Origin of the sequence: Pseudomonas sp. Marseille-Q5117 (assembly GCF_946901175.1) — a bacterium.
GTDB classification, from domain to species: Bacteria; Pseudomonadota; Gammaproteobacteria; order Pseudomonadales; family Pseudomonadaceae; genus Aquipseudomonas; species Aquipseudomonas iranensis.
Genome location: NZ_CAMPPP010000016.1, coordinates 158,368 through 172,902, shown reverse-complemented (window position 1 = coordinate 172,902; position 14,535 = coordinate 158,368). Strand labels below are relative to the sequence as shown.

The window sequence follows — 14,535 nt, the reverse complement described above, 5'->3', positions numbered from 1 at the left end:
CCTTACGGCACGATCCCGGCGATCGAACGCCTGCTCGGCTACTTCAGCAACGCGGCAAAAACCCACTGGCGTATCGCACCGCAGGAAATCAGCGAACAACAAGTCGGACATTTCGGCTTTTTTCGCAGCGCATACCAAGCCACACTATGGCCCATCGCTCTGACCTGGCTGCAAACCGGCGTACTGGCCCCCAATACACCCGGGCGGCAAGTCCCGCGCAGCTGAGCCCTCTCAACGCACGACGGAACACATCATGGCCTCCGCCAACAAGCAGCAAAAACGCGCCACCCGGGCCAAAGCCAAGGCCAAGCAGAACCGCACCAAGCGCGCCGAAGCGCCGGTCGAGCTCGACCCGAACGACGACCGCATCGATTTCGAATCGGTGGACCTGACCGAACTGTTCAAGAAAATGATCGACGCCGAGAAGATCAGCCAACAGGCCATGTGCACCGCGTTCCTTGAAGATCCGCTGCTGGAACTGGTCTATGAGCAGGAAGGCGAAGAAGGCGCGATGGATTTCATCCTCGCCGCGCTGATCGAGTATCGCCAGTGGTCGCAGGAAACCGACGAGGCTGGCGCACTGGCGTGGATCGAATCCCCGGCATTCCAAGCTGACTATGTAGCGGCATCCGACGCGATCGCCGCACAAACCCAACAGAAGAACTGAGCTCCCATGGCATCCCTGAACAAGCAACAGAAACGCGCCAAACGCGCCAAGGCCAAAGCCAAGCAAATCCGCATGGTCGGGCGCAAACCGCTGGATCAGGACGAAGACCTCGGCCACCTCGCCGAGCCGATCCCGGAATACACCCTGGCGATGTTCAGTAAAATGCGCGACGCCGAAGCCGTCAGCCGCAACGAAATGCTGCTGACCCTGCTGCGCGAACTGGCCTTCATCATCGTCGACCATCCTGAACTGCTCGACATGGAAAACGCCGACAACGAAGGCATGGCCGCCACCCACCTGGCTGCCGACATGCTGATCGACTACCGCATGTGGGCCGACGGCATGACCATCGAACAAGCCCAGGCTTGGCTGAGCGAGCCGCAGTTCATCACTGATTTCGGCGTGGCGCTGGATGCTTATGGCAAGTCGGTAGAGCCCCAGGAAGACAAGAGCGAATAAGCCCTTCTCAGAAACAAAAAAACGGCCGCTAGTCATCCCTGACAGCGGCCGTTTTTGTTTGGATGGCCTAGCTACTCTTTGTCCGGTGACGATGTATATCCCATTGACATATCCCCAGCACGATCTATCCTGAGCTAATCACAGGAACAGACCCGGGAGCTCGAATATGGAGCAGACCACAATTTTCATGAGCAACAGAAGTCAGGCAGTCCGACTGCCAAAGGCAGTTGCGATGCCCGGCGACGTTAAACGAGTGGAAGTCATCGCGATTGGCAGAACACGCGTCATTACGCCTGCTGGAGAAAGCTGGGATAGCTGGTTTGATGGCGACAGCGTCAGCCCTGATTTCATGGCTAACCGTGAGCAAGCCACTGAACAGGAGCGCGAGTCGTTCTGATGATCAAGTACATGCTGGATACAAATATCTGCATCTTCACCATCAAGAACAAACCACAAATTGTCCGGGAAGCCTTCAATCGACATTCCGGGCAGTTGTGCATCAGCGCTATCACGCTTATGGAGCTTATTTACGGTGCTGAAAAGTCGGCGGCCCCGGAGAAAAATCTGGCAATTGTTGAAGGATTTGTCGCGCGACTGGATGTCTTGCCTTTCGATAACGACGCAGCCGCACAGGCCGGGATGGTTCGATCTGAACTCGCGAAGGCTGGAACGCCGATCGGGCCATACGACCAAATGATCGCTGGCCACGCACGCTCACTTGGACTCATTGTAGTGACGAACAACGTACGGGAGTTTCAACGCGTTTCCGGTTTGCGAATCGAGGACTGGATTTAACCTGACTGGAAAGCTCAGAAACAAAAACGGCCGCTAGTCATCCCTGACAGCGGCCGTTTTTACATCACGCGTTACGACTCAGTTCAACACCACCGCACCACGCTTTTCCAGCTTGCGACGACGCGACACCAGCAGACCAGCCGCTACCACCATAAGGCTCAGCAGACCGGTGGCGAGGATTTCCACGCGGTGGGCTTCCTGGAACAGCATGATGGTCAGCGCGGCGACAATGAAGATGATCACCGCCCAGGTCAGACCCGGGAACAGCCACATGCTGAAGACGATCTTCTCGCCGCGCGCCATGCGCTGCTTGCGCATGCGCAGTTGCGAGAAGGCGATCACCAGGTACACCAGCAGGGCGATGGCGCCGGAGCTGGCCAGGAGGAACTCAAACACCGCGGCCGGAGCCACATAGTTGGCGAAGGTGCAGAGGAACGCAGCGCCGGTGGACAGCATCACCGCCCAGTAAGGCGTGCCGCTCTTGTTGGTGCGGGTCGACATGGCCGGGGCGTCACCGCGCTTGCCGAGGGAGAACAGCATGCGCGAGGAGGTGTACAGCGCCGAGTTCAGGCAACTGGTCACCGCCACCAGCACAACGATGTCGACGATCATCTTGGCATTGGGAATGCCCATGCGCTCAAGTACGGTCTGGTAGGAACCGAGGTTGGCCAGGGTAGGATCGTTCCACGGCACCAGCGCCACCACGATGAAAATCGACACCAGATAGAACAGGCCGATCCGCCAGATCACCGAGTTGGTCGCCTTGGAGATCTGCTTGCCTGGGTCCTTCGATTCCGCCGCCGCGATGGTCACGATCTCGGTGCCCATGAACGAGAACATGGTGGTCAGGATCGCGCCCAGCACAGCGCCCATGCCGTTGGGCAGGAAGCCGCCGCTGTCGAACAGATGCGACACACCGCTGACCTGACTGGTCGGCAGGAAGCCAAAAATCGCCGCCAGACCGAGGCCGATGAAGCCGATGATCGCCAGCACCTTGATCAGGGCGAACCAGAACTCGAACTCGCCGTAATTCTTCACGCTGAACAGGTTGGTCACGGTCAGCAGCATGGTGATGACCAGCGCGAAAGCCCAGATATCCACCCCCGGGAACCACGCGTGCAGGATGGTTGCCGCGGCGTTGGCTTCCAGCGGAATCACCAGCACCCAGAACCACCAGTACAACCAGCCGATGGTGAAACCGGCCCAGTGACCGATCGCGCGATCAGCGTAAGTCGAGAACGAACCGGTGTCCGGCGAAGCCACGGCCATTTCGCCGAGCATGCGCATCACCAATACCACCAACGTACCGGCGGCGGCGTAAGCCAGCAGCACGGCCGGGCCGGCGGCAGCAATGGCGTGGCCGGAGCCGACGAACAGACCAGCGCCGATCACACCGGCGATCGACAACATGGTCACATGACGCGGTTTGAGCCCCTGTTCGAGGCCTGTGGAGCTTGGGGTACTGCTCATAGAGACTACCTTTGCAAGGAAAGCGAGTGCGTCCGGCGCGTCTGAAAATTCTTTCTCGTAAAAAGAATCCAACGGCCTGTTCCTTATTCTGCACGCAATATTTGCGCCAAAATGTTTCGAGTCCTTGAGTGCCGGGGCTCCGGCATCCGATGCAAGTCATTGAGTTTAATGGCTATTCGCCAGAACGTTACCCGGCGACTCACTTTCAAGACGAATCCGCGCACCAGAAACACACAGAAAAAGTGTGCGGCGCACAGAAAAAGGGCGAATAAGGAACGTTCGGCCGGATAGCGCTTCCAACACCCCGCCAAAGCTGGCAACATCGCGCCTTTTTTTACGCGGCACCCACGGGTTTGCACGATCAAACACCCGTTCGGTTGTTGATGGGGCGACAGTCTGCTGCGCCGATGCGACAACCCGCCACATGCCACCCGTTTACCGCTCGTAGCGCTGTTGGCTGCCATTGAAACGCTATGCTAGCTTGGCCGCCTCGCCAGGAAGGCCCGCCAACAGCAGGAGCGCAACATATATGAGGAACGCACATGGCTGAGGCCACGCCCGCGCTTGAAATCCGCAACTTGCACAAACGCTACGGACAGCTGGAGGTGCTCAAAGGCATCTCGCTGACCGCCCGCGACGGCGACGTGATCTCGATCCTCGGCTCTTCCGGTTCCGGCAAGTCCACGTTCCTGCGTTGCATCAACCTGTTGGAAAACCCGCACCAGGGCCAGATCCTGGTGGCCGGTGAAGAACTCAAGCTCAAGGCCGCGAAGAACGGCGAACTGGTCGCCGCCGACGGCAAACAGATCAATCGCCTGCGCTCGGAGATTGGTTTTGTATTTCAAAACTTTAATCTGTGGCCGCACATGAGCGTGCTCGACAACGTCATCGAAGCCCCGCGCCGCGTGCTCGGCCAGAGCAAGGCCGAGGCCATCGAAGTCGCCGAAGCGTTGCTGGCCAAGGTCGGCATCGCTGACAAGCGCCACGCCTACCCGGCGCAATTGTCCGGCGGCCAGCAACAACGCGCAGCGATCGCCCGCACGCTGGCGATGCAGCCGAAGGTGATCCTGTTCGACGAACCCACCTCCGCCCTTGACCCGGAAATGGTTCAGGAAGTACTTAGTGTCATCCGCGCATTGGCCGAAGAAGGCCGCACCATGCTGCTCGTGACCCACGAAATGGGCTTCGCCCGCCAGGTCTCCAGCGAAGTGGTGTTCCTTCATCAGGGCCTTATAGAAGAGCAAGGATCGCCACAGCAGGTGTTCGACAACCCGCTTTCGGCGCGCTGCAAACAATTCATGTCCAGCAACCGCTAACGGAGCAACATGCATGCAGAATTTCAAAAAGGTCTTCCTGGCCGCCGCCGTCACCCTCGCGTTCAGCGCCGGCGCCATGGCTGAAACCCTGAAGATGGGCATCGAAGCGGCCTACCCGCCGTTCAACAATAAAGACGCGAGCGGCCAGGTGGTCGGCTTCGACAAGGAAATCGGCGACGCCCTGTGCGCGAAGATGAAAGCCGAATGCTCCGTCGTCACCTCTGACTGGGACGGCATCATTCCGGCGCTGAACGCGAAGAAGTTCGACTTCCTGATCTCCTCGCTGTCGATCACCGAAGAGCGCAAAGCCGCGGTGGACTTTACCGACCCGTACTACTCGAACAAATTGCAGTTCATCGCGCCGAAAAACGTCGACTTCAAGACCGACAAGGACTCGCTCAAAGGCAAGACCATTGGCACCCAGCGCGCAACGCTGGCCGGCACCTGGCTGGAGGACACTTATGGTACTGACATCAAGGTCAACCTCTACGACACCCAGGAAAACGCCTACCTCGACCTGACCTCCGGTCGCGTCGACGCGATCCTCGCCGACAAGTACGCCAACTATGACTGGCTGAAAACCGACGCCGGCAAGAACTACGAGTTCAAGGGCGACCCGGTGGTGGAAAGCGACAAGATCGGCATCGCCGTGCGCAAGGGTGACAACGAACTGCGCAACAACCTGAACGCCGCGCTGAAGGAAATCGTCGCTGACGGTACCTACAAGAAAATCAACGACAAGTACTTCCCGTTCAGCATCTATTGATCTGACCTGTGGGACCGGCGCCGTGATCAAGCGGCACCGGCTCCCGACTTTGCCTGCCGCAATTTGAACAGAAACCCATGATTATCGACCTCTACGGATTCGGCCCGGCGCTCGCCGCTGGCGCGCTGATGACCGTCCAACTGGCCCTCACCGCCCTGTGCCTGGGTCTGGTGCTCGGTCTGCTCGGCGCCTTGGCCAAGACTTCCCCGTACAAGCCGCTGCAATGGCTTGGCGGCACCTATTCGACGCTGGTGCGCGGCGTCCCGGAATTGCTCTGGGTGCTGTTGATCTACTTCGGTACGGTCAACCTGATGCGCGCCCTCGGTGAGTATTTCGGCAACCCCGACCTGCAACTCAATGCATTTGCCGCCGGTGTGATCGCATTGGGCCTGTGCTTCGGCGCCTACGCCACGGAAGTGTTCCGTGGCGCCCTGCTTGCCATTCCCAAGGGTCACCGTGAGGCGGGCCAGGCCCTGGGCCTGTCGAAGTGGCGGATCTTCACCCGGTTGATCATGCCGCAGATGTGGCGCATCGCCCTGCCGGGCCTGGGCAATCTGTTCATGATCCTGATGAAAGACACCGCGCTGGTTTCAGTGATCGGTCTTGAGGAAATCATGCGTCACGCGCAGATTGGTGTGACCGTGTCGAAACAACCGTTCACCTTCTATATGGTCGCCGCCATCATGTACCTCGGCCTGACGGTGCTGGCGATGACCGGCATGCACTTGCTGGAAAAACGCGCCGCTCGCGGCTTTGCGAGGAGCGCGCAATGAACTGGGAAGTCATTATCAAGTGGCTGCCGAAACTGGCGCAGGGCGCGACCCTGACGCTGGAACTGGTCGCCATCGCCGTGATTGCCGGTCTGCTGCTGGCGATTCCGCTGGGCATCGCCCGATCTTCGAAGCTGTGGTACGTGCGCTCGCTGCCTTATGCGTACATCTTCTTTTTCCGTGGCACACCGCTGCTGGTGCAGCTGTTCCTGGTCTATTACGGTCTGGCGCAGTTCGACGCGGTGCGTGAAAGCGCTTTGTGGCCGTACCTGCGCGATCCGTTCTGGTGTGCAACGGTGACCATGACCCTGCACACAGCCGCGTATATCGCCGAGATTCTGCGTGGCGCCATTCAGGCGATTCCACCGGGTGAAATCGAAGCCGCAAGAGCCCTGGGCATGTCCCGTCCGAAAGCGATGTTCTACATCATCCTGCCGCGTGCCGCGCGCATCGGCCTGCCGGCCTACAGCAACGAGGTGATCCTGATGCTCAAGGCCAGTGCTCTGGCCAGCACTGTGACCCTGCTGGAACTGACTGGCATGGCCCGCACGATCATCGCCCGCACTTATCTGCCGGTGGAGATCTTCTTCGCCGCCGGCGTGTTCTATCTGGTCATGGCTTACGTGCTGGTACGCGGCTTCAAGCTGCTGGAGCGCTGGCTGCGCGTCGATGCCTGCCAAGGCCGCTGATACTTCCCACGTGCTGACGGGCGAGGCTCTACTCGCCCGCTTCACCGCGCTGGATGCTTTTTTGATTGAGCATCAGGCGCTGTGGAAACCTCGACCGTTCACTCACCTAGAACTTCCATGGGAAGCGTCCTACCCGGAGCTGTCTGCGTGGCTACGCGGGCGGTCGCTGGAAGATGCAGAACGCGCGCATAACCATCCTGCTGATCTTGTCGATGCGCCAGAGCCGTTCGCTTCATTGGCGAAGTTGTCGGCAGAGTTGAGTGCGGTCGGTGAGTTTCCGGGGCATGCGTTTAAGGCTGCCGGGCATCGCTTGAATGTCGATGTGCCCGGGCGCAAGTGGCAGCAGATCGAGGCGTTTGCCGGTCGCTTGTCCTTTGCCTCGCAGCCGACGCATTGGCTGGACTGGTGCTCCGGCAAAGGGCATCTGGGACGGCGCCTGTTGGGTGACGGGCAACAATTGACTTGCGTTGAATACGATCCTTTCTTGGTCGCCAGCGGCCAGTCACTGAGTCAGCGTCATCACTTGCACGCCCTGCATGTCGAACAGGATGTACTCGCGGCAGACGCCCCGGCCGTATTGAACGCCGCCCACACCCCCGTCGCCCTCCACGCCTGCGGTGATCTGCATGTGCGCTTGATGCAACTGGCCAGTGCCGCAGGTTGCCAGCAAATGGCGATTGCGCCCTGCTGCTTCAACCGCATCAGTCGTAACGAATATCAGGCCTTGTCCTGCGCAGGATCGGTATCACTCCTACACCTGTCGCTGGAAGATCTGGCGTTGCCGATGAGCGAAACCGTCACCGCCGGTGCGCGCGTCCGACGTCAGCGCGACACCTCGATGGCTCGTCGCCTGGCTTTCGACCTGCTGCAACGGCAAGTGCGCGGCGTCGATGAATACCTGCCAACGCCCTCCCTGCCCAGCGCCTGGCTGGACAAACCGTTCGCTGATTACTGTCGCGATCTGGCTGTGCTCAAAGAGTTATCCACAATCGGTGAGCCAGATTGGCCCGCACTCGAAGCAACCGGTTGGCAGCGGTTGGCCGAAGTTCGCAACCTGGAATTACTCCGCGGATTGTTCCGGCGACCGCTGGAGCTTTGGTTGAATCTGGATCGGGCACTTTTCCTCGCAGAACAGGGATACGTCGTACGCCTCGGCACCTTTTGCGACGCCTGCCTCACGCCGCGTAACTTACTGCTGCTCGCCGAACGCGCTTAAAACGCTACAGCCTGTGGATAACTCTGTTGATGGATTTTCCGTGGATCCAATATCTGCGCATGTTTCGTCGCCTTAACAGCACTGGTCATTTTTTGTTCATATAAATAAAAACCGGTAAAACAGGGATTTGCGAACAAGATGAGAATGGCTTCACAAAACTTCGCCCAAGCAGTGCTCGCGCCTTTCAGTTGTGCATAAGCTGCCAATCAAAACGACATAACCGACGAATATTGGGCTAGCCGAGTGAATGACTGCAGGGTCCCGAAAGCCCAGACTCAACCGTACGCCCTGCATAAATGCCTTACTGCGCTTGAGGTACAAAAGCTGCGCATTAATTTGCGCAGGGCCTGATTTTTCCGGAATGCAAAAATAGTCTGAATTCAGGGGTTTACAGGATCTACCCAATCGCTATAATCGTCGCCCACACGCCGGTATAGCTCAGTTGGTAGAGCAACTGACTTGTAATCAGTAGGTCCCGGGTTCGACTCCTGGTGCCGGCACCATACAAAATAAAGCCCCTGCAGAAATGCAGGGGCTTTGTTGTTTCTGAGTCAGCCAAGAAGTCAACTATGGGGATCAGGCAGGATACAAATCCCGCAACGCCTCAGGATGCTGGCTTGCGACCCGCAAGAGAGTCTGCGCTGCACCCGTCGGCTGCCTGCGCCCCTGTTCCCAATCCTGCAAAGTTCGCAGACTTACACCGATCAGTTTGGCGAACGCACTTTGTGAAACCCCCACCTTGGCGCGCGCTTCAGAACCATTGATGTAAACCTTCATATGAAGCCCTCGTTGATGCGAGGGCTTTTTGCGTTTCAGGCCTGCCGAAAACATGCCCGACTTCCCTCCTGCATCTATCCAGATAACCCGCCAGCCACTGGAGCGTTCTTGGCCAACGCATCGGCTGCCCAGCAGCCAACTGGGAACTAACGCCGAGCGCAACACTCACTTACAAAGCGCGGCGCTGTGGAAGAGTCATCTCGCTTCATCACGTCAGCACAACGGACTGAATGCATGACATGGACCAAGAGACCATCGATGAACTCAACATCAGAAACGCCAAACGGCTCCGCACGTTCGCAAATCAGGGACTTTTCTGACTGTCGAAACATTGCTCAAGGCGCTGTATTCATTATCGCGTCGGGCAACTCCGCGAAGGACTTTCCCATTGAACAGTTCGCCGACATCCCGATGATTACGGTGAACGGCGCGATATCCATGTTCACGGGAACAGGCATAAAGCCGTTCTTCTATGCATGCACCGACACCAGTTTTTCGCTACAACAGCCTGAACTGTTTGCCTATGCAATGCGCACCAGTCAGCGAGTAGCTCTCTGGGCTCGCCAGGCCCAGGAACTCGCCGTTGAACCGACAGGTGATCTCTATCTTCTGAAGAAAGCACCCAAGCCGACCCTTACTGAATGGCTACTGCGCAACGACAAGGATCTCGTGCGGAATCGCGCTGTTCTGGGAAGCCGAAACCGCAGTATCGGATTCAGCAAAAACCTCGCCCATGGTTTTTTTGATGCCCGCACAGTCTTGTATCTCGCACTCCAACTTGCCTATCACGCGGGTTTTTCCAAGGTGATTTTGGTGGGAGCGGATATGAACCAGTCGGCCGGGCGCTTTTACGAGACTGATGGAAGCTCTATCTCGCCGTGCGGTCTGGACCAGCATTTTCATTCCAGAATTCTTCCATCTCTGAAACTCATGTCCGACAAAGTCATCGACAGTAAATTTGCCGTTTACAACTTGTCGCCCTCTTCGCGAATTCCATCCAGCGTCATTCCCGTCACAACGCTCGACGAAGTCAAAGCGATAATTCAGACCTGACTGATCTCGAATACAAACGAAATTCTGCCCTCACTTGCACTCCAGACATAGCGCAAATGCTTGCCCTGCTTCGGAATCGATACCGCCGGCGGCCGAAACGCCGCAACGCATTCATGCCCGGGCAACCGCACGCTGTTATAGAGCAAGCCCCACGATTCACTATCGCGCAACTGTCGCGCAAATACCTGCGATGGCCCATAGGCTTGCGGATCGGGCTGATGCAAATGTTCGAAGCCTTGGCGAACATCATGCAACGGCTTGATCACCCGATTGACGTAAGTGCGCATGGTCAACTCAAGATCAGCTTCCTGAGTCGCAGCAAGAAAACGTTCCTGGTGAAAACAGGTTTCGGCGATCGCCGCCGCCTGGCTGCTGGCGGCGTAATAGACGCCGAAGGTGCCGTCACTGAAACGGCTGCGTTTGCCGACATGAGTGAACGCGGCCATCACCGGGCTGGAACCGGGGCCGGACAGGCGATCTTCGGGACGTACGCGGGCCAGTACGCCGGCCTGTTCGATCAGGCGATCGTTGGTCAGCGCTTCGATGGCGTAGGCAACTTCAAGATTTTCCGGATCGAGGACATCTTCGAACAGTGCAATCGGCGGGAAGCTGCTGTTGACGATGCGATACGCCCGCGGCCATGGCACATCCACCGGCGCCGGCGCTTTCAACCGCGCACTCCGTCGAGGTAGCGGCGTACATCGGCGATATCGACCACCCGGCCCGCCAGCATGTAGTCCAGCGCGGTTTTGCCATTGAACGGTGCCGCCGTATTGGGGCTGCTGACCCACTTGTAAGCGCGCTCGCGGCTATTGCTGAAGATGATGCTCAGCGCCTTGTGAATGCCCATCAGATAAGAGATGCGCTCGAGGGTGTCATGGGGCAAGCGTGTGTTTGGCAGGTGTTTGTATTTATAGAATGTGGTGTTGCCGACTCCACCGAGCAGGGTGCGTTGTTGCTCGGCATTGCAGCCCCAGTGCTCCATGAGGTTGAAGAAGAACTTCAGCGCAACCCGGCCGGCTTCGGGGGCGTCGAGTTGTTCGCGTGGGGTGAGAGCTGGGGATGAGGTAGGCATAGACGCCTCCTGATTTTTTGTCTTAGCTGAAGACTAGTACATAACTGTAATTTTTTAGTATTTTGATACATAAACGAACTAATCGTAACAATCAAACGCACAGAAGCCGGAGTTAAGCCGGCTTACGTATTTCTGCGCTATTGAAACAGTTCTGAATGACTCCCTACATCCACGAACGTGATCAGGTCTGGACGTGTGTTCTCGTAAACCATCAGAAAATCGCCACCGATATGACACTCGCGGAATCCAGACCAATCTCCAGTCAGCGCATGATCCAGATATTCTGCCGGTAACTGCTGCCCCAGGAACAACATTGCTATCACCTTCCGAACGTCGTTCATATCTCGCCTTCCGGCACGGTTATAACGATCCCAAGACTTCTTGAATTCAGAAGTCTGTGCACACTGTTTAGGTCGATCAGCGCGTTTTTGTGTTTTCTCCTGTTTCGCCATCAGCATTCCTCAGCATGTCGTCTATCGAGTCGAAACGCTGACGGATTTCTCGTGCTTCCATCATTGCGCGGGCCGTCTTCTCCGATGGGACTCGCACTTCGAAGGGAAGCCCCTGAGTAGCAACAACCTGTCGCAGAAAAAGTCGCATGGCGTCACTAATGCTCAGCCCGCAAGCGTTCAAGACTTCAGTGGCACGCGCTTTCAAATCCTCATCAATGCGGCAGCGCACATCGGTAGTTTTCAGGAGTGCAGCCATTTCAATTACCTCATCGTGGTTTTGTAGCTACATCAGCGCTACCTCTGCATTGTGTTCGGAGTGATCTTCGTCGGTCAACGCGAAGTTGATAGGTGGTTATGTACCACCATGGCTCGCATGCCAGACATCCATTTCATCTCCTTTGACTGTTGGGCGCTATCAGCTAAATCGTTACTTTACCCGAGAGCTATCTGCGTATGACGCAGGCAAAAAGCTAGGAAGATGTAAGCTGTTTCTCTTCGAAAAGAATCTCCCCGCGCACCAAAACCACGCACTTTTTTGACCTTCATCACCCCCACTTCACCAAAAACCCCGATCCTCTGTCAGCCTCCAGCCATCGGCGGGGAAATCAATTCGCTACTAAATCCGCGACAACTATGCTCAGGTGCAGGAATATAGCCGGCATATGGCGCCGTTTCGGTCGTTTCGTACACAACAATACCCAGCCCACTTCAGAGGGCATTACCCATGGATAGCAGAACCTTACGCAACCTCATGCGCATCGTGCAGACCGGCTCGTTGTCGGCCGCAGCCGAGCATTCGTGCCTGACCGTGCAGGCGTTGGCCGCACAGTTGAACAAGGTCGAAGAGCAGTTCGGTTTCCGCTTGTTTCGCCGTTCCAACAAGGGCCTGACGCTGACGCCGCAAGGCACGGAGCTCACGCCTTACATCGACAAAGTGTTGATCGCCACGCGACAGATGGAAGAAAAGGTCGAGGCGCTGAAGGTGCCCGGGCAGCGAACATTGAAGGTGGCGTTGAACAACACCCTGTCGCCTGATTTCAACCGGCGCATGATCGGACGCCTGATCGAGGTGTTTCCCGATTATCAGATGGAGTTCAGCTACGCCGAGTCGATGGAAAACCTCAGCAAGCTGAAGAACGAAGATTTCGACCTTGCCGTGCTGATCGGCCCGCAGCGGCCGGGGCTGCCGAGCATCGTCCTGCCGGATGTGCAGGTGCAGGTGGTCGGTGCGCATTGCGGTCAGGAAAACGATCCGCTGACCTTGCTGGGCAACAAGTTTCAGGTGCGTCCTGCGGAAGATTGTCCGTATTCCCACAGTTTTCTGCGCTTTCTCGACGCCGGACTGGGCAATCACGAGAACGGCCAGCGCATGGTCTATTCCTGCAGCGAAACCCTGACGCTGTCGTTGATCACGCAGATGGATGCGGTCGGCATGGTCTCGCGTGAAGCGGCGCAGAAGAACGGACTGACGATTTTTCCCGGTTTCGAGGATTTCCTCGAAGTCCGGCTGGCGGTAAACAACCCGGAGTTGTCCCACCAGGCGCTGAACGACGTCGTTGATCTGCCGCTACATGAACGAGCCGAGCGCAATGTACGCAGCCGTCCCCACCGCCACACTGAGAAAGAGGTTTTTGCTGAAATACGCACATAGCAACGTCGGAATCGCGGCATAGAATTCCGGGCGATCGAGCTGAATTTGCCGGTCCTTGATCAACAGGGGCGTGAGGCTGATCGCAGCGACGATCGCCACCGGCAGATATTCCAGTGCGCGCGCCACGAACGGCGGCCAGTGTTCGGTGTTGATCTGCAGCGGCAAGGCGCGTGGCAGGAAGGTCACCGCCATCATCAGCACCACCACCAGAATCAGGAACGTTTGGTCAGGCATACACCCACTCCGCAGCCCACAAACGTGGCGATAAATACGTTGAAGGGCGAACTGCCGATCAGGCTCAGCGCGCCCATGCAGACCACGGCAGCAGCGGCCGCAATCAATTTGTTACGCGTGTTGCACAGCGAGACCAGCACGTAGAGCATCATCGCCGTCAGCGCGTAATCGAGCTGATATTTGATCAAGTGCGCCGCGTACTGCGCGCAGACCGCACCGAGCAAACCGCCGAGCACCCACGAGGTGTGGCAGAACAGATTGAAACCAATCAGGTAACGCACGTTGACCGGTGCGCCCGTGCCGAGCTTGACGCTATGAAAGGCGAAGGATTCATCGGTCAGGCCACCGGCGTAAGCCCAACGCTCCATGCGGCTCAAGCCCAATGCACGCAGGGCTTTGGCCATGTACACCGACATCAGCATGTGCCGCGCATTGATCAGAAACGTGGTCAGCACAATGGTGGTCAGCGACGCACCGCTGGAGATCAGCGCCAGCGCGGCGAATTGCGAAGCGCCGGCATAGACAAACAAGCACATCGCCACCGGCAGCCACATCGGCAGGCCGGCGTTGACCGCCATCAGCCCGAAGACAAACGACACGGTGAAATACCCGGCGACCACCGGGCTGGCTTCGGCAAACGTGCGCGACGGCTGATGAGTCGCCATCAGCGGCGCGCTGCCGGACCTTTCATTCATAGATCCCTCTCAAATGTTCGTTCGCCGTGAGGCTCGCAAAAACCCTGGGCAGCCCAGAATCGCTTGCCCGCGAGGTTAGCATCGTCGACGAACAGAAACATCCGCAGCACCCCGACCCGTTTCATGTCGGACGACGCTGCTTCGACCAGACGCTGGCCCACGCCCTGGCTGCGGTAACGCGGGCTCACGGCCAGATGGTTGATCGTGCCGCGACTGCCGAGCATGCCGCCGAGCACCGCGCCGACGATCTCGCCCTCGACATCGAAAGCCAGGTACGCCGTGGTGGTTTTCTGGATCAACACGCCGCGCAGGCATTTGGCGTCCTGCCATTCGCAGAACGACACTTCGTCGAACTGGCGGAAGAAGCGCTCCATGCGTTGCGCATCCTTGGCGGTGGCGCGGCGCAGTACCACCGGCGTCGAGCATTCGACGCCGTCGATTGGGGTGATC

General features: G+C 57.8%; 19 protein-coding genes, 1 tRNA gene and 2 pseudogenes. 13 read left to right on the top strand and 9 right to left on the bottom strand.

Annotated elements, in window-relative coordinates; genetic code table 11:
• The 5 genes and pseudogenes from OC605_RS22615 to vapC all read left to right on the top strand — a co-directional run.
• Positions 1–225 (top strand): annotated as a pseudogene (locus tag OC605_RS22615) (alpha/beta hydrolase); the annotation flags it as partial.
• Positions 226–253: 28 nt separating this feature from the next.
• Positions 254–667: a hypothetical protein gene (locus OC605_RS22610; protein ID WP_016772137.1), complete on the top strand. Its 414-nt coding sequence runs from the start codon at positions 254–256 to the stop codon at positions 665–667.
• 6 nt (positions 668–673) lie between these two features.
• A complete protein-coding gene (locus OC605_RS22605; RefSeq protein WP_016772138.1) occupies positions 674–1,126 on the top strand; it encodes a hypothetical protein in 453 nt (150 codons plus the stop codon).
• Positions 1,127–1,292: 166 nt separating this feature from the next.
• Complete coding sequence (locus OC605_RS22600) at positions 1,293–1,523, top strand: antitoxin (RefSeq protein ID WP_262139591.1); 231 nt, start codon at positions 1,293–1,295, stop codon at positions 1,521–1,523.
• Positions 1,523–1,921: a type II toxin-antitoxin system tRNA(fMet)-specific endonuclease VapC gene (vapC, locus tag OC605_RS22595; RefSeq protein ID WP_262139590.1), complete on the top strand. Its 399-nt coding sequence runs from the start codon at positions 1,523–1,525 to the stop codon at positions 1,919–1,921. The genes OC605_RS22600 and vapC overlap by 1 nt, the downstream gene beginning before the upstream one ends.
• Positions 1,922–1,999: 78 nt before the next feature.
• On the opposite strand, the gene gabP is transcribed toward vapC, so the two are convergent.
• Positions 2,000–3,391, bottom strand: a complete 1,392-nt coding sequence (gabP, locus tag OC605_RS22590; protein ID WP_016772141.1) for a GABA permease — start codon at positions 3,389–3,391, stop codon at positions 2,000–2,002.
• A 542-nt stretch (positions 3,392–3,933) separates the two neighbouring features.
• On the opposite strand from gabP, the gene OC605_RS22585 reads away from it, so the two are divergent.
• The 6 genes from OC605_RS22585 to OC605_RS22560 all read left to right on the top strand — a co-directional run bounded on the left by OC605_RS22585 (position 3,934) and on the right by OC605_RS22560 (position 8,651).
• Positions 3,934–4,707 carry an ABC transporter ATP-binding protein gene (locus OC605_RS22585; RefSeq protein WP_024011209.1) on the top strand — a complete coding sequence of 258 codons (774 nt, stop codon included), beginning with the start codon at positions 3,934–3,936 and terminating at the stop codon, positions 4,705–4,707.
• 13 nt (positions 4,708–4,720) lie between these two features.
• A complete protein-coding gene (locus OC605_RS22580) occupies positions 4,721–5,473 on the top strand; it encodes an ABC transporter substrate-binding protein (RefSeq protein WP_262139588.1) in 753 nt (250 codons plus the stop codon).
• A 77-nt stretch (positions 5,474–5,550) separates the two neighbouring features.
• Positions 5,551–6,246 (top strand): ABC transporter permease, encoded by a 696-nt coding sequence (locus OC605_RS22575; protein WP_016772144.1) that lies wholly within the window; start codon positions 5,551–5,553, stop codon positions 6,244–6,246.
• On the top strand, positions 6,243–6,932 hold the full coding sequence (locus tag OC605_RS22570) for an ABC transporter permease (RefSeq protein ID WP_056787188.1): 690 nt from the start codon (positions 6,243–6,245) through the stop codon (positions 6,930–6,932). Before OC605_RS22575 ends, OC605_RS22570 begins: the two co-directional genes overlap by 4 nt.
• Positions 6,913–8,148 (top strand): SAM-dependent methyltransferase, encoded by a 1,236-nt coding sequence (locus OC605_RS22565; protein ID WP_262139585.1) that lies wholly within the window; start codon positions 6,913–6,915, stop codon positions 8,146–8,148. Before OC605_RS22570 ends, OC605_RS22565 begins: the two co-directional genes overlap by 20 nt.
• Positions 8,149–8,575: 427 nt before the next feature.
• Positions 8,576–8,651, top strand: a tRNA-Thr gene (locus tag OC605_RS22560).
• 73 nt (positions 8,652–8,724) lie between these two features.
• Here the strand turns inward: OC605_RS22560 and OC605_RS22555 are convergent.
• Positions 8,725–8,904, bottom strand: a pseudogene (locus OC605_RS22555) (helix-turn-helix domain-containing protein); the annotation flags it as partial.
• Positions 8,905–9,159: 255 nt separating this feature from the next.
• On the opposite strand from OC605_RS22555, the gene OC605_RS22550 reads away from it, so the two are divergent.
• Positions 9,160–9,978, top strand: coding sequence for a lipopolysaccharide biosynthesis protein (locus tag OC605_RS22550; RefSeq protein WP_262139583.1), 819 nt, complete (start codon positions 9,160–9,162; stop codon positions 9,976–9,978).
• Here OC605_RS22550 and OC605_RS22545 read toward each other — a convergent pair.
• The 4 genes from OC605_RS22545 to OC605_RS22530 all read right to left on the bottom strand — a co-directional run bounded on the left by OC605_RS22545 (position 9,969) and on the right by OC605_RS22530 (position 11,761).
• Positions 9,969–10,649 carry an RES family NAD+ phosphorylase gene (locus OC605_RS22545; protein ID WP_262139581.1) on the bottom strand — a complete coding sequence of 227 codons (681 nt, stop codon included), beginning with the start codon at positions 10,647–10,649 and terminating at the stop codon, positions 9,969–9,971. The genes OC605_RS22550 and OC605_RS22545 overlap by 10 nt on opposite strands.
• Positions 10,646–11,053, bottom strand: coding sequence for an MbcA/ParS/Xre antitoxin family protein (locus OC605_RS22540; RefSeq protein ID WP_262139579.1), 408 nt, complete (start codon positions 11,051–11,053; stop codon positions 10,646–10,648). Before OC605_RS22540 ends, OC605_RS22545 begins: the two co-directional genes overlap by 4 nt.
• Positions 11,054–11,190: 137 nt before the next feature.
• Complete coding sequence (locus tag OC605_RS22535) at positions 11,191–11,505, bottom strand: type II toxin-antitoxin system YafQ family toxin (protein ID WP_262139577.1); 315 nt, start codon at positions 11,503–11,505, stop codon at positions 11,191–11,193.
• Positions 11,471–11,761, bottom strand: coding sequence for a type II toxin-antitoxin system RelB/DinJ family antitoxin (locus OC605_RS22530; protein ID WP_125917396.1), 291 nt, complete (start codon positions 11,759–11,761; stop codon positions 11,471–11,473). Before OC605_RS22530 ends, OC605_RS22535 begins: the two co-directional genes overlap by 35 nt.
• A 468-nt stretch (positions 11,762–12,229) precedes the next feature.
• Here OC605_RS22530 and OC605_RS22525 point away from each other — a divergent pair, with 468 nt between their 5' ends.
• Complete coding sequence (locus OC605_RS22525; protein ID WP_016772151.1) at positions 12,230–13,156, top strand: LysR family transcriptional regulator; 927 nt, start codon at positions 12,230–12,232, stop codon at positions 13,154–13,156.
• Here the strand turns inward: OC605_RS22525 and OC605_RS22520 are convergent.
• Genes OC605_RS22520 through OC605_RS22510 form a run of 3 tightly spaced genes read right to left on the bottom strand, consistent with a single transcriptional unit; the run spans position 13,073 to position 14,459 of the window.
• Positions 13,073–13,390, bottom strand: coding sequence for an AzlD domain-containing protein (locus OC605_RS22520; protein WP_024011198.1), 318 nt, complete (start codon positions 13,388–13,390; stop codon positions 13,073–13,075). The genes OC605_RS22525 and OC605_RS22520 overlap by 84 nt on opposite strands.
• On the bottom strand, positions 13,369–14,085 hold the full coding sequence (locus OC605_RS22515; RefSeq protein WP_016772152.1) for an AzlC family ABC transporter permease: 717 nt from the start codon (positions 14,083–14,085) through the stop codon (positions 13,369–13,371). The genes OC605_RS22520 and OC605_RS22515 overlap by 22 nt, the downstream gene beginning before the upstream one ends.
• A complete protein-coding gene (locus OC605_RS22510; protein WP_130887682.1) occupies positions 14,082–14,459 on the bottom strand; it encodes a GNAT family N-acetyltransferase in 378 nt (125 codons plus the stop codon). The genes OC605_RS22515 and OC605_RS22510 overlap by 4 nt, the downstream gene beginning before the upstream one ends.
• Positions 14,460–14,535: the final 76 nt, after the last annotated feature.